The organism is Mucilaginibacter sp. 21P, assembly GCF_019331605.1.
Lineage (GTDB): Bacteria > Bacteroidota > Bacteroidia > Sphingobacteriales > Sphingobacteriaceae > Mucilaginibacter > Mucilaginibacter achroorhodeus.
In genome coordinates this window covers 616,548-631,576 of record NZ_CP063061.1, presented here as the reverse complement: position 1 = coordinate 631,576, position 15,029 = coordinate 616,548, and the positions used below count along the sequence as shown (strand labels likewise).

13 protein-coding genes are annotated in these 15,029 nt (G+C 44.2%); 2 read left to right on the top strand and 11 right to left on the bottom strand.

The annotated features are described in order from the left end of the window. Positions 1-17: 17 nt before the first annotated feature. From INP83_RS02680 to INP83_RS02670, 3 genes are all read right to left on the bottom strand, one after another. Positions 18-485, bottom strand: a complete 468-nt coding sequence (locus INP83_RS02680; RefSeq protein WP_146273109.1) for an FKBP-type peptidyl-prolyl cis-trans isomerase — start codon at positions 483-485, stop codon at positions 18-20. A gap of 20 nt (positions 486-505) precedes the next feature. Then, positions 506-2,260 (bottom strand): aspartate--tRNA ligase, encoded by a 1,755-nt coding sequence (gene aspS / locus INP83_RS02675; protein ID WP_219126201.1) that lies wholly within the window; start codon positions 2,258-2,260, stop codon positions 506-508. A 110-nt stretch (positions 2,261-2,370) separates the two neighbouring features. Beyond that, complete coding sequence (locus INP83_RS02670; RefSeq protein WP_146273107.1) at positions 2,371-3,345, bottom strand: fibrobacter succinogenes major paralogous domain-containing protein; 975 nt, start codon at positions 3,343-3,345, stop codon at positions 2,371-2,373. A 170-nt stretch (positions 3,346-3,515) separates the two neighbouring features. On the opposite strand from INP83_RS02670, the gene ffh reads away from it, so the two are divergent. Continuing rightward, positions 3,516-4,844: a signal recognition particle protein gene (gene ffh / locus INP83_RS02665; RefSeq protein WP_146273106.1), complete on the top strand. Its 1,329-nt coding sequence runs from the start codon at positions 3,516-3,518 to the stop codon at positions 4,842-4,844. A gap of 205 nt (positions 4,845-5,049) precedes the next feature. Here ffh and gltX read toward each other — a convergent pair whose 3' ends face one another. The 8 genes from gltX to INP83_RS02625 form a co-directional block, all read right to left on the bottom strand. After that, the gene (gene gltX / locus INP83_RS02660; protein ID WP_219126200.1) at positions 5,050-6,570 is read right to left on the bottom strand and encodes a glutamate--tRNA ligase; all 1,521 of its coding nucleotides are present in this window, start codon (positions 6,568-6,570) and stop codon (positions 5,050-5,052) included. 74 nt (positions 6,571-6,644) lie between these two features. Then, entirely contained in the window at positions 6,645-7,493 is an 849-nt protein-coding gene (locus tag INP83_RS02655) for a transglutaminase family protein (RefSeq protein ID WP_219126199.1), read from the bottom strand. Continuing rightward, on the bottom strand, positions 7,483-8,220 hold the full coding sequence (locus INP83_RS02650; RefSeq protein ID WP_219126198.1) for a peptidase: 738 nt from the start codon (positions 8,218-8,220) through the stop codon (positions 7,483-7,485). Before INP83_RS02650 ends, INP83_RS02655 begins: the two co-directional genes overlap by 11 nt. Before the next feature lie 127 nt (positions 8,221-8,347). Continuing rightward, the gene (locus tag INP83_RS02645) at positions 8,348-9,325 is read right to left on the bottom strand and encodes a transglutaminase family protein (protein WP_219126197.1); all 978 of its coding nucleotides are present in this window, start codon (positions 9,323-9,325) and stop codon (positions 8,348-8,350) included. 119 nt (positions 9,326-9,444) lie between these two features. After that, positions 9,445-10,380 carry an alpha-E domain-containing protein gene (locus tag INP83_RS02640; RefSeq protein ID WP_146273101.1) on the bottom strand — a complete coding sequence of 312 codons (936 nt, stop codon included), beginning with the start codon at positions 10,378-10,380 and terminating at the stop codon, positions 9,445-9,447. Between the two features lie 125 nt (positions 10,381-10,505). Next, positions 10,506-11,954, bottom strand: a complete 1,449-nt coding sequence (locus tag INP83_RS02635; protein ID WP_146273228.1) for a circularly permuted type 2 ATP-grasp protein — start codon at positions 11,952-11,954, stop codon at positions 10,506-10,508. A gap of 213 nt (positions 11,955-12,167) precedes the next feature. Then, positions 12,168-13,361 (bottom strand): glycosyltransferase family 87 protein, encoded by a 1,194-nt coding sequence (locus INP83_RS02630; RefSeq protein WP_219126196.1) that lies wholly within the window; start codon positions 13,359-13,361, stop codon positions 12,168-12,170. A gap of 104 nt (positions 13,362-13,465) precedes the next feature. Continuing rightward, positions 13,466-14,203, bottom strand: a complete 738-nt coding sequence (locus tag INP83_RS02625; protein ID WP_219126195.1) for a hypothetical protein — start codon at positions 14,201-14,203, stop codon at positions 13,466-13,468. A gap of 126 nt (positions 14,204-14,329) precedes the next feature. On the opposite strand from INP83_RS02625, the gene INP83_RS02620 reads away from it, so the two are divergent. Further along, entirely contained in the window at positions 14,330-15,028 is a 699-nt protein-coding gene (locus tag INP83_RS02620; RefSeq protein ID WP_219126194.1) for a GDSL-type esterase/lipase family protein, read from the top strand. Position 15,029: the final 1 nt, after the last annotated feature.

Sequence of the window (15,029 nt, the reverse complement as noted above, 5' to 3'; positions counted from 1 at the left end):
TATCTCGGAAAGTTATATTATCTAACGGTCAGCAGATCAATGGTGAATGTTAAAACCGAGTTTGCCGGAATGCCGGCCCCTGGAGAGCTGTTGCCATAAGCCAATGCCGAAGGCACGATCAGGAAAACGCGGCCACCGGCCTTAACATGGGTTAAGCCATATTGCCAGCCTTTAATAACGTTACTTAAAGGGAATGTGGTGCCGGTACCAGCATCAAATTGGCTGCCGTTAAGTAATTTGCCCACGTAATTCACGCTTACGGTACTGCTTGCAGTAGGTGTAGCGCCCGTACCTTCAGTTAATACCTGGTAATAAACACCGTTAGCATCTTTGGTAACGTTTATGCTTGGGTTGGCTTTAATGTACGCTTGGATATCTGCCTCATCTTTGGCAGCCTGAACGGCAGGGTCAAAATTGTCTTTATCTTTTGAACAAGATGCAAATACAGCTAAAAATAAGCTTAATATCAGTAAGTGTTTTTTCATGTTATTATTAACGTAATAATTTACTCAGGTGATACAGTAGACTTAATTTTTAATTCGGTCATCTGCGCATCAGCAATGGTTGATGGTGAATTGATCATGATGTCACGGCCCGAGTTATTCTTAGGGAACGCAATAACATCGCGGATAGAATCCAGCCCGGCGAAAATAGAAGCCAGCCTGTCAAACCCGAAAGCGATACCACCATGCGGCGGGGCACCGTACTCGAAGGCATCCATCAGGAAGCCGAATTGCTTTTGGGCTTCTTCCTTAGAGAAACCAAGGTGTTTGAACATTAGCGATTGCAGCTCACGATCATGGATACGAATAGAGCCACCACCGATCTCGGTACCGTTAATCACCAGGTCATAAGCGTTGGCGCGTACTTCGCCCGGCTTAGTGTCCAACAGGGCGATATCCTCAGGTTTTGGTGAGGTGAATGGGTGGTGCATAGCGTGATAACGCTCACTTTCTTCGTCCCACTCTAAAAGCGGGAAATCGACCACCCATAGCGGCGAAAACTTATTTTTATCGCGTAAGCCTAAACGGCCGCCCATCTCCAGGCGAAGCTCGTTCAATTGTTTACGTACTTTATCAGTTTGGCCGGCAAGTATCAATATTAAGTCGCCTTTTTCGGTCTCGAAAGCGGCAGACCATTTAGCTAACTCTTCTTCGTTAAAGAATTTATCTACCGATGATTTGATGGTGCCATCATCGTTATGACGGGCATAGATCAAACCTGTAGCGCCGATTTGCGGGCGTTTAACAAAGTCGGTCAGTTCATCCAATTGTTTGCGGGTATATGCAGCGCAGCCTTTGGCGTTAATACCCACAACCAGTTCGGCATTATCAAAAACACCAAAACCTTTGCCTTTTGCAATGTCATTCAGTTCAACAAATTGCATCCCAAACCGGGTATCAGGTTTATCTGATCCATACAAACGCGCCGCATCAGCATATTGCATACGCGGGAACTCATCCAGTTCAACACCTTTTACCGTGCTGAACAGGTGGCGGGTTAAGCCTTCAAATATATTCAGGATATCTTCCTGCGTAACAAAAGATAACTCACAGTCTATCTGGGTAAACTCCGGCTGGCGATCGGCACGTAAGTCCTCGTCCCTAAAACATTTCACGATCTGGAAATAACGGTCAAAACCGCTCACCATTAGCAATTGCTTAAAGGTTTGCGGCGATTGTGGCAGAGCGTAAAACTCGCCCGGGTTCATGCGGCTTGGCACCACAAAGTCGCGGGCACCTTCAGGCGTAGATTTGATCAGTACCGGGGTTTCCACCTCGATAAAATCAAGATCTGAAAGGTACTTGCGTACTTCCTGCGCCATTTTGCTGCGCAGCACCAGGTTGTTGCGGATAGGGTTACGGCGTAGATCAAGGTAACGGTATTTGGCACGCAGTTCCTCGCCGCCATCGGTTTCATCCTCAATCAGGAACGGCGGGATTTTAGCCGCATTCAGTACTTCAAGCTCGGTAACAGCTATTTCAATTTCACCGGTAGGTATTTTAAGGTTCTTGTTAGAACGCTCTAAAACCTTACCTGTAACTTTTATCACAAACTCGCGGCCTAAATTGCGGCTTGCTTCACGCAGTTTCTCGTCGGTTTCGGTATTGAAAACCAACTGAGTTAAACCATAACGGTCGCGAACGTCAATAAACGTGGTACCGCCCAGGTCGCGTGATTTTTGCACCCATCCGCAAAGCGTAACGGTTTCACCTAAATTGGCAATATGTAATTGTCCGCAAGTGTGTGTTCTTAGCATAGCTTAAAATTCTGAATCCCGCAAAAGTACTGTTTTGAGCCGAAAGGCAAAACAAATAAAGAGAAGACTACATGTTAAACATACTCTGCTCATTTGCCGCAGGTTACAGGTTAATCTATTTTAACACAACGAACCGAGCACCCCATCATACCTGTACCGTCTCTAAGCCCGTTCATGGTGCCGGCAACAGTTTCTACATTGTTTAATAATGTGGTGGTATATATTTCTGATGGATCTGACCAATATATGGTAGATGTGCCGAGCGAGTAAAAACCAAGATTATTGCGTATACCAGCAGGCAAGCCCGTGAAGCCGGTTTGATTAGTTGCACCTACATTAGGGCTTATCCAATGATCGGTACCGGCCTCTTTCATTGCACCTGTTGCCGTATTGGTGAGCCCCGGTAGCCAGAATATCTCTCTCCAATCGTCTCCCTTTGGCAGGCGCCAGCCCGCAGGGCATATATTTCTGGTATCGCTTATGGCAGCAAAATTATACAGATGCCCGTAAGTATCACCCAGCAGGCTGTCAAAGTTATAATCACAGTAGCCACTCAGATAACGCCAGTCATCTTCTCGTGTGAGATAATCAATAGGCTCCCCGTTGCGAAAATGTGTAACTTTAAGGTTTTGCACCAGCCAAACTGAGTTGCCAATGTTTACTGTTTTATAAATGTTGCCATCTATGTCCACCACATCTGTAGTAACTTTAAGGTTATCGCTGTAGGCAATGCCGGCTGCTGTAACGGCAAAAGCTCTGATATAATACGTGGTGCCCGGCATAAGGCCGGTAATGCTTGTTGCAAGGGTGCCGCTGCCGCCCGGTACTTTTGTAATTATTGATGCAGTTGTAGGGTTAGGTGTTGCAGAAATACAAAATCCTCTGTTTATAACACTATTAGTATCAGATAAACTTATGAGGCCCTTAACCGATATTTCATTGGTAGCAGTGCTAATGGGTTTACTTTCGATGGTTACTGTTGCCGCGATAGGATCAGGCAAATTAGGTTGGTCTTTTTTGCAGGCGCTTAAAATAAAAAGCATAGCAACCACGACTAATGATAAGGCTTTTAAGGTTGTTTTCACATGCTAAAATTATAAAATAAAGCTTAAACATAAACCCGCGGCTGCCAGGAAAATAAAATGTCTGCTGTGATCTTTAAGGCGATGTTAACCGTAACGCTAAAGGCTTTTCAAAAATAGCGATCAATTGCCTTAAAATCTTACCTTTGTAACCTCAAAAATTAGGAATAATAATGTTTGAAAATCTTTCGGATAAGCTGGACAGGGCCTTTAAGGTACTAAAAGGACAGGGATCAATAACTGAAATTAACGTGGCCGAGACCATGAAGGAGATACGCAAAGCCCTTCTGGACGCCGACGTAAACTATAAAACTGCCAAAACATTTACTGATGATGTAAGGCAAAAAGCATTAGGCGAGAATGTATTAACTACCATTTCGCCGGGGCAGTTGCTTACCAAGCTGATGAACGACGAGCTGACCGAATTAATGGGCGGCACCACATCAGAGCTTGACCTAAAAGCATCGCCAACCATCATCCTGATAGCGGGTTTGAACGGTGCGGGTAAAACTACTTTTACCGGTAAGCTGGCCAACTTCCTTAAAACGCAAAAGAACAAAAAGCCTTTATTGGTTGCTGACGACGTTTACCGCCCTGCAGCGATAGACCAATTAGAGGTATTGGGCCAGCAGATAGGCATCCCGGTTTACGCCAACCGCGAAAGTAACGACCCTATTGCCATTGCTAAAGAAGGTATTGCACAAGCCAGGCAAAATGGTAATAACGTGGTCATCATTGACACCGCCGGCCGTTTAGCTATTGATGAGGCCATGATGGTGGAGATAGAGAACGTGAAGGCTGCTACCAACCCGCACGAGATCTTATTTGTAGTGGATTCTATGACGGGCCAGGATGCGGTAAATACCGCCAAGGTGTTTAATGACCGCCTTGATTTTACCGGTGTTGTTTTAACCAAATTGGATGGCGATACCCGCGGTGGTGCTGCATTATCCATTAAATCTGTTGTAAACAAGCCTATCAAATTTATTGGTACCGGCGAGAAGATGGAAGCGCTTGACGTTTTCCACCCTGACCGTATGGCATCGCGTATCCTGGGCATGGGCGACGTGGTTTCCCTGGTAGAGCGTGCTCAACAACAGTTTGATGAGAAAGAAGCTGCCGAGCTGCAGAAAAAGATCCGTAAGAACAAGTTTGACTTTAACGACTTTTACGGCCAGATACAGCAGATCAAAAAAATGGGTAACATGAAAGATCTGGTTGGCATGATACCCGGTGTTGGTAAAATGATGAAGGATGTTGAGGTAGGCGATGATGCATTCAAAGGCATTGAGGCTATTATCCAATCTATGACTCCGAAAGAGAAGGAAAACCCTGATCTGATCAGTCAGAGCCGCCGCCAGCGTATTGCAAAAGGCTCGGGTACGGATATCAATGAAGTGAACCGCCTGATGAAGCAGTTTGAGGACATGCGTAAAGTGATGAAACAAATGAGCAACCCTGCAGCCATGGCACAAATGATGCGCAGGATGCCGAAGATGTAATAGCCCTTGTGGTAGATAAACAGAAAAGCCAGAACAATTTGTTCTGGCTTTTCTGTTTATCGTTGTTTAAAGCTTCCGCCAGCTGAAAGCTGACACGGTGCTTTGGCACGAGCTGGAAGCTCGCGCCGCCGATAATTTATATATACTGACAAGATCCTGTCAGCGTTCACGGTGTTCACGAGTGTTCATGGCGTGAACGTGAACACTATGCATTAAACGCTTCCAGGGCTTTTTCTATGCGAATTATGGCTTCACTTTCGCCCAATAGCTTGGCTATGTCGAACACATGAGGGCCAAACTTACCACCTACCAGCATAATACGGAACGGCAGCATCACATCACCCGCCTTTAATCCTTTTTCTTCGGCCAGGGCCTTAAACCTGGTCTCAAGCTCCGCTGCATCAAAGGTCTCGGGAGAACTTAATACGCTGATAAATGCGTTGAAGAAATCGGTTTTAGCATCCGTCCATTTCGGCTTAACCGCGTTTAGATCGTATTCTGCAGGTTGCTGGAAGAAGTATGCTGATTGCTGATAAAAATCCTCAAGCAATACACAACGCTCTTTTACCAGGTCGATCACTTTCAACAAATAAGCTTCATCTTTTATCACGATTCCTTTGCTTTTTAAGATCTCCCAAACTTTTAGCTTCAGGCTTTCAGCTTCCGACTTTTTGATCCACTCGGCATTATACCATTTGGCTTTTTCAAAATCGAATTTAGCACCCGCTTTGCTGATACGATCAATAGAAAATTTTTCTATAAGTTCATCCAGTGAGAAGATCTCCTGGTCGGTGCCGTCGTTCCAGCCTAACATAGCCAGCAGGTTCAGGAACGCCTCCGGCAAAAAGCCCAACTCGCGGAAGCCCGGGGTTAGCTCGCCGGTTTTGTTGTCCTGCCAGTTCATGGCATACACCGGGAAACCCAGGCGCGCGCCATCGCGCTTGCTTAGTTTGCCGTGGCCGTCGGGTTTTAATATCAGTGGCAAGTGTGCCCATGCAGGCATCTCGGCTTCCCAGCCCAATACTTTCCAAAGCAGTATATGTACAGGGGCGCTTGGCAGCCACTCCTCGCCGCGAAAGGCGTGGGTAATTTTCATCAGGTGATCGTCAACCACCACAGCTAAGTGGTAGGTTGGCATACCATCCGCTTTAAGCAGTACCTTATCATCAACCAGATTACTATCAAAAGTAACATGCCCGCGTATCATATCATCAAAACCAATGGTCTCATCTTCCGGCATTTTTATGCGGATAACGTGCGGTGTACCATCATGCAGCAATTTCTCTACCTCGTGCAATGGCAGGCTCAACGAGTTGCGCATTTCATGGCGGTAAGCATGGCCGTATTGGAAGTTGGGAACATCCTTGCGTTTCTGCTCTAATTCTTCTGAGGTATCAAAAGCATAGTAAGCATGGCCGTTCTCAACCAGGCGCTCTGCATACTCGCGGTAAAGCGGTTTGCGTTCGCTTTGGCGATAAGGTGCAAAGGGGCCACCCACCAGCGGACTTTCATCCGGGGTAAGGCCGCACCATTTAAGGCAATCCATAATGTATTGCTCGGCACCATCAACGTAGCGGGTTTGGTCGGTATCTTCAATACGTAAAACAAAATCGCCGCCGTGCTTTTTGGCAAACAGGTAATTAAATAAAACGGTGCGCACGCCACCAAGATGTAAACCACCTGTTGGGCTGGGCGCAAAACGAACTCTGACTTTTTTATCTGACATTGCGTGGCAAAGATACTCGTATTTGCCCTAAGCCAAAACTTTGATGTTAAATGTGATAGAAAGCTGATTCCGCACTACATATATGTTACCGCATCAAACACTGAAGGATAATGATAGACAGGGCTAAATTCACCTTCATCGGCAAGCTGGCAATCTACTTTTATGGTGGTATTGTTGATATCGCCAAACATGCTGGCGATGGATGCATCGGCGGCATCTCGGCCGGTGGCTATTTTTACAAACCCGTTTAATGGGGATAACCTCGTAGCATCAAATAACAACCACTCGCCACCGATATAGGCCTCAAAACAGGCATGGAAATCCTGCGGAATAAGCATATATGAGTAGCCCGTAAAGTACCGTGCAGGGATAGAAAGCGCCCGGCAAAGCGCAATACCCAGATGCGCAAAATCGCGGCAAACGCCGGCTTGCTGGGCAACCGTATCATAAGCAGATGTCTCTGAGGTGCTGCTTCCGCTTAGGTATTCTACGTGGTTGTGTATCCATTTGGTGATAGCAACAGCCTTATTATAATTGTTGGCCAGGTTGCCAAACTCATTCTCGGCAAGGCGGTATAACTTGTCAGACTGGCAATAGCGGCTTGGGCTTAGATAAAGCAGCACATCAGGGTGAAGATTGCTGATACTGATGTCAGTGTATTTTTTGTAGTTATGAACCTCAAAATAATTATCTACCAGAGCCTCATAAGTAATATTGTAATCACCCGGCTCCTTGATATCGAAGCGGATAAAACGATTGTTCGTTGTTGCGGTAATTAACTCTTCGGCATCCGTTTGAGGGGTTATGGTAAACGTTTCTTCAAGTACCTTTTGCCTTTCGGTTCTCAGGGCATGTATGTTCAGTATAATAGTACCTGTTGATTTTGCCGCGTAGCCCAATTGGGCCGATACCTTAAATTTCATCCTTGTCTCCCGGTAATTTGGCAAAGGCTTTTTTCATCCAGTCGCCTGATATATTTTGTAACGCCGCCTTTAATTCATCATCCCACTGCGCGGATACACTGGCAAGGTCTTTTTGGGTATAGCGCTGTTCAACAAGCTCAAACGAATCCTTTTTATAAAGTGCGATATCTATAGGGAAATCTACATTGTTACTGCTTACTCTTGTAGAATCAAACGACAAAAATGCAGCCTTTAAAGCCAGGTGCATGCTTGAATCTTCATCTATTGTGCGGTTCAATATCGCTTTACCATGGCCCGAGTTGCCGATAGCCACAAATGGGGCACCTTCACCCAGCTCTACCCAATTGCCTTCGGGATATAGCAAAAATAGCTTATGGTCTTTATCATCTTTTAGCTGACCGCCGATAATGGTATTCAGGTCGAATTTAAAACCGGCCTTCTCCAGTGTCGTCCGGTCTTCCTGGGCTACGCGGCGGATCTGTTCACCAAATGCGTTAACCGCTTGGAAAAGCTTATCAAAGGTTTGCGTTTGGGTAAGCTCGTTAAAGTAAACAACAGCTTTGTCGCGTACCGATCTTAAGCCGCTCGTCATGATAAACATAGAGCCACCATCTTTTTGTACTACGGTAAGTTTCTTTTTATTGGTTGTTTCGGTTCCCGAAGTTATGCGGGTATCGGCCAGTGCTATAAGGCCTTCCTTAACCTTTATACCTAAACAGTAAGTCATATTTTTTGAAGCGAATCAGGATGCAAGATATCAAGAATCAAAATTTTAAGAGAATAGAAGCTAAAATATCGGGGATCAAGATCAGTCTTGTCGCTTGCTTCCTGATATCCTGCTTCTCTTCGTTCCCCTATTGCTGCTGTTGTTGCTGCTGCTGTATCATCTCCATATACTTTGCATAGCTGTTCCGTGGCATGCTTTGCGCAGGTTTTGGAGCGTGTGATGATGTTGTAAATATATCTTTTTCTTCGTGGACAAGCCCATCTTCATAACCTACTGACACCGATACTTCAAGCGTGTGCCCTGCGCTGCCTTTGTAAACACCTTTCACCGGTGAGCAATCGCTAAAGTTGCGGCCAACGGCCAGGCGCACGTGGTTCTCATTTGCAATACAATTATTAGTAGGGTCAATACCCAACCAACCGTACCCGGGCAAATAAGCCTCGGCCCAGGCATGGGTTGCGCCTTCGCCACGCATGCCGTCTTTGTTAGGGCAAATGTATCCGCTTACGTACCTGGCAGGGATGCCCACATACCTCAGCATTACCATTAAAAGATGGGCAAAATCCTGGCAAACACCGGCACGCAGTTTCCAGATCTCATCAAGTGTGGTCTCAACAGTTGTTACGCCTTTTATGTATTCGAAATTTTTGTAAACGTATTTAGAGAAGTTAAGCGCAGTGTGATAGGGGGTATCTTCTATTTTACGCTCGGCTTGTACAATCGGCCTTAGTTCGCTCAAACCTTCAAAATATTCCTGTTTCAGGAAGTCAATGTAAGGCATCACGTTTCGCATGTTGTATAATTCGTTCCATTGCTCGGCCGCAAACATATCGTCTATTGGCAATGCCCGTGGGTGGGTGATAACCGATAACTGAGAATTGATGATCATTGACCGATGCGGCTCTATATAGGTAAAGCTGCCTGTTTGGTTACCGTAATAATCTATATAAGTATCTACTTGCGGGTGCCCGGTTACTGTTAGATCATGCTTAAGCACTTCCTGAAAAAGATCGTTTATCGGGTACAGAATGATCTTGTTGGCGCTATCGCGTACAAAGTTATCATAAGTGTATTTGGTGATATGCTGTATCTTAAATTCGGGCATGGTATTAATTTTTTTGATTTGAGGATTTGAAAATTTGAAAAGGCCTTTTCAATCGATGCACCAATTTCAAATCTTCAAATCATCACATTTTCAAATCGAATCTCGTTTTCAAATTAATTTTATGAGTTTGCAAAGTAGTACTCGTTCATTGAGTTACCGATCTTATACAAGTCGTCGCGCAGGCCGGTAAGGTACTGGTGCAGCCCCATCTGGCTAATGCTTTTTACTGAACTGTATTTGATATTGCTTTGCAGCTTACCTATCTGAAACGATATCTCTCGGTAATCATTTACGTTGCTGTTGTTCTTTAATCTATCAAAATAGCGCTGGATGTTATTCACCGAATAGATCACAGATCGCGGGAAATCGTTATTTAGGATCACCTGTTCTATAACATTGTGTGCCTCCAACCCATCGCGATATGTTTTTTGGTAAAGCTCGTAACCACCGATTGACTGCAGTAAGTGTTTCCAATAGGTGATATCCAGCAACAGGTCGGGGTTGGTATTTATAGGCCCAAACTTTACGTCGAGGATATCAATAGATTGAATAGCCCGCTCCAGGTATTTGCCGATGTTCATAAAACTACGGGCCTGCCCGCGTTCCATAGTGATCTCCGCTGTGCCATAATAAAGCATAACTTCTTTTATCAGCACGTCCAATATGCCAATTGGGTCGTCTTTTCTTAAGCCGTTACCAATGCGGGGTTCTTTTACGGTATGGTAGTATTCGTTGATGCACTGCCACAGGTCGGTAGGGATATGTTCCTGCACACTGCGGGCATTTTCACGTGCCAGGGTTATTAAATTAACAATGGAGTTTGGGTTATCGCGCTCCATCACCATAAACTTTAATACAGCACGGCTCTCATTACCCAACGACTTTACCATATCATCATCAGCACCGGAAAAAATACGCATAATGGGCTCCCAGCTAAAACCGGCAACCGAATCCTGCGATGAGGCATAGTTGGTTTTTAACATCCGAAGAAGACCATCGCTACGTTCAATATACCGGCTTAACCAATAAAAACTTGCTGCAACTCTACTTAACATAAGTAGCCCCCCAGCCCCCTGAAGGGGGAGCTTTTGATTTGTATATTTTTGTTTCTTGCTAATAGCATTATTGTCTGTTTGAATTAAACTTCGGTTTCCCCTTTAGGGAGTTAGGGAGTTCGGCTTTATACCAATACCCATGTGTCCTTGCTTCCGCCACCTTGAGAGCTGTTTACTACCAGCGAACCTTCTGTTAGCGCTACACGGGTTAACCCGCCCGGTACTATCTCAATACCATCAGGGCCGCAAAGCGCGTAAGGCCGAAGGTCTATCCGCCGGGGCTGTAATACGCCGTTAATGTAGCAAGGTGCTGCAGAAAGACTAATGGTCGGCTGCGCGATAAAATTGCGCGGATCTTTCATGATCTCTACCTTGTATTTCTCTATTTCTTCCTGGCTGGCTGCGTGGCCCATAAGCATACCATACCCGCCGCTTTCATTGGTTTTTTTGACAACCATTTTATTGATATTCTCAAACACGTATTCGCGTTCATCGGGGTTAGACAGGCGGTGTGTTGGCACGTTTTTAAGTAATGGTTCCTCGTTTAGATAGTACCTTATCATATCCGGAACGTAGATATAGGTAGCTTTATCGTCGGCAACGCCATTGCCCAGTGCGTTTACAATAGCAACGTTGCCCTTACGGTACGCGCCCATTAAGCCTGCAACACCTAAAACACTGTTCGGGTTAAATACCAGCGGATCCAGGAAGTCGTCATCTACGCGGCGGTAAATCACATCTATCTGCTGCAAACCGGTAGTGGTTTTCATGTATACCCGGTGGTTGTTCACTACCAGGTCGCGCCCTTCAACCAGCTCAACACCCATTAAGCGTGCAAGCGTGGTATGCTCAAAATATGCCGAGTTATAAATGCCCGGACTAAGCAATACGATGGTTGGATTGCTAACCTGCCTTGGAGATAAAGCTTGCAGGTTTTTGTAAAGGATAGATGGGTACTCTGTTACACTTCTCACTCCGCAATGCGGTATCAAGTCGGGGAACAGGCGTTTTGTGATCTCCCGGTTCTCCAGCATATAACTAACGCCCGATGGAGTACGCAGGTTATCTTCCAGTACGTAAAAAGTACCGTCGTGGTCGCGTATCAGATCAATACCTGCAATATGTACATAAACATCATACGGTACATTTAACTGGTACATCTCCCGCAAAAAGTGCGGGCACGAATACACGATATCTATGGGAACAATGCCATCTTTTATGATGAACTGATTGTGGTAAATATCTTTCAGGAACAAGTTAAGGGCGGTGAGCCTTTGCTTTATACCTTTCTCTACAAAGTCCCATTCTGCAGCGGTTATAACGCGCGGTATAATATCAAAAGGGAAGATCTTTTCAATACCTTCACCGCTATTGTAAACGGTAAAAGTGATTCCCTGCGTCATAAACAGGCGTTTTGCTAATTCTTCTTTTTTATGAAGATCTTCGGCCGATTCTTTAGACAGGTAGTCTATTACTTTTTGATAATGCCCACGAACGATGTGGTTTTGATCGTACATTTCGTCCCATACGCCGTTAATTAAGCCATATTTTTCAAAATATTGTGAGCCCTGCATGTTATGATGTTCCAAAATGCTTAAATGATCAATAAAAACTTACTCAAGTTAATGCTTTAATTGCAGAATTGTTGGTTTTGTTATGATTTTTTTAAATAATTATTTATTTAAATCAACAATGCTTAAAAGTTTCGACAAAAAATTGCCGATTTAATTGTTATTAAATTTAACAGTTGTTGTGAATTGAAAGTTTTGGTTAGGAAGTTTTAGCGCCTATTGATTTACTTTTGTAATGGCCGGAATTACCTGCCCGCGAAAATCTGTAAACAACAGTTCCCAGGCAATTTTAAACCAGATGATAACAGGTATATACGCCTTAATAGCGTAGTTCTGCATCCATACACGCGCCGGTTTAGGGAATGCATCAGAGGGCCCTAAACCTGTGACTACCAAGAGCAGTACCAATATTACGATGTTAAATGGTGTAAACGGCTTGTGCTGCATCATGATATAAATAACTGCACCCGCAGTTGCAATAATAAATGTAGGATGCTCTGATGCTGTACTGAAAATCACTACCATTATCAGTAACGAGCACATCAACTGTAACCTGAATTTTAAGAACTCATATTGTTTAACCCTTGCCAGTGCGCCAATTACAGAAGCTGCTCCCATGAGCAGAAATGGCCAGTTGGGGATGGAGCTGTCCTGAAAGGCCCGCCTTACGGCACCCATCATACACCAGTCGAACCCTGTAGTTAAACTTTGGTTGGTAAGGTTCTTTGAAGTTAGCGCAACAAACCAATCCTTGTAGGTTTGGATCAAAAAACCTGGTCCGGAGATAATGGCCGGCAGCACCAAAAATATAGCCGTCCAAATTACCGACCATATAATGTATTTGGCTTTGTTCTTAGAGAAAAAGAAGAATGCCAGACCTACTATCGGGTAGATCTTCATCAGCGTGCCGGCCACGGTTAATAGGGTGGCATACTGCTCTTTTTGCTTTTTTACCAGTATGAAGCTGCCAATTATTATGGCAGCAATTATAGGGTTAAACTGCATGTAATGGCTTGCGTTTGCAAACTCTATAGCGCACAGGAGTAAGATGATAGTTTTTGTCCGATTGTTAAAAGGTAATAAATTGATAGCCCATAAAAATGCTGCAGCATTGCCAACTTCCCAAAAAAAGAAGCCCCAGCCTTCAGGCATCAGCGATAGCGGCGCTATAAAAACCGTAAATAACGGCCCGTATATGTAAACATCGTAGTATTCATTAGGGTAAAGCAGATACAGGTTTACATGATCCTTAAAATGATAAAAAGAAGTGCGGAATATGATGTAATTATTATCAATATGCCTGAAGTATTTGAGCTGCCAGCAAAAAAGAGCCACGGCAATGTATAGGATGCAGGTCCATTGGTAACCGGTTAACCCCCAGAATTTTTTTGCAGAGATCTGTGCATCCATATCAGGAGATAAAATAAAGCAAAATTGTTTAAAACGGATTGGCTACAAATAAAAAAGCCACCCGTAACATTTACAAGTGGCTGAAATATAATAAAATCGCTTAATTACTTTTTGTGGTGTTCAAACTCATGTGCTTCAAAAGCAAGGAAAATGTTAATAATTACACGGTTATAAATTGCTGCATTTGTAGTACTGTTGATAACGATTGTGCCATTGGTACGTGTAGCCTGATCAAGCATTGTTGACGGGATGCCCGTTAAAAGCTTATTTAAATGCAGGTTGATTTTTGAAGTTACACCGGTATTAGCATCAACAGTAACGTCCTTCAATTCTCCTTTGATAATGGCATTATCGTTATAATCAAACTCAATTGGTACTGCTGCACCGGCAGCTGTGGTAAAGGTGCCTTTAGCAGTAAGCGGTATATCGGTTCCTGAAGATTTAACCAGCAGTATCTTAACCTCTATTTCGCGATAATGGCCTGTATCAACCAGGGCAGTTATTGGCGATGAGTTTAGGTTAAACAGATCAAGGTTTGATACATTTTTTGTAGTGATCTCGGTTACCTTACCGTTACGTTTAGCTTCCAGCTTAAAACGGCTTACATTGGCAATAACCGATGTCCATTTAATACTCGCAGTGCTGATAGCAGTAGCATTAACTTCTCTACCATCTGTAACTGCGTTTGTGCCTACAGTTGTTTGCTGATTATCTGCCGTTAGTTGAAATCCCATTTCGGTTTGGGCCGCTGCAGTTGAGGCATTTTTCTCTTTTGAGCAAGAGCTGAATAAAGCGGTGCAAACCAATGCCGCAACGCCAAGGTTTAATAAAGTTTTTTTCATGTGTTATTTTTTCGGGGGTTTTTAGCGTATTACGTTTAAAGGTAGGGTAAAGGTTGCCTTTAAAATTGGTTTTAATAGAAATTTAATAAAGGCATATTGTACTTTTGAGTTACATCCGTTTACGCTATGAAAAAAGCACTTTTTATTCTGTTTCTGTTCGTTTCTGCCTCGACGTTTGCACAACAATCCGCTGAGGATTTTAAAGACGACTGGGCCGACCTCAGTCATTACGAAGCGGAGAACAGCCACTTACCACAACCTGCTGCAGGTGAAAAGCGCGTAGTTTTCCTGGGCAGCTCGATTTTTGAATTCTGGAAACAAAAGGTGCCGCAATACTTCGCGGAGCATAAAAATTATATTGACCGCGGTATAAGCGGACAGATATCGCCGCAATTGCTTATTCGTTTTCAGCAGGATGTGGTAGGCGTGAAGGCTAAAGCAGTGATCATATTAGCCGGGAGCAATGATATTGCCGGCACAACAGGGCACGTAACTACCGGGCGGATAATGGACAACATCCGCTCGATGGTGCAGATTGCTAAGGCTAATAATATCAAAGTGATCTTATGTGAGTATCTCCCAGTTTATGAATATCCATGGCGCAAAGGTTTTGCAGCGGCAGATAAGATCATTGAATTAAATAAAGCTATCAAAGCTTACGCAGGGCAAGAGCGATTGGTGCTGCTTGATTACTTTTCGCCATTGGTTGATGAGCGCAACGGGCAAAAGGCTGAACTTACCACCGATGGCGTTCATCCTAATGAAGCAGGCTACAAAATAATGGCTAAAGTCACAGATGAAGCAATAGCAAAAGCATTGAAATAAG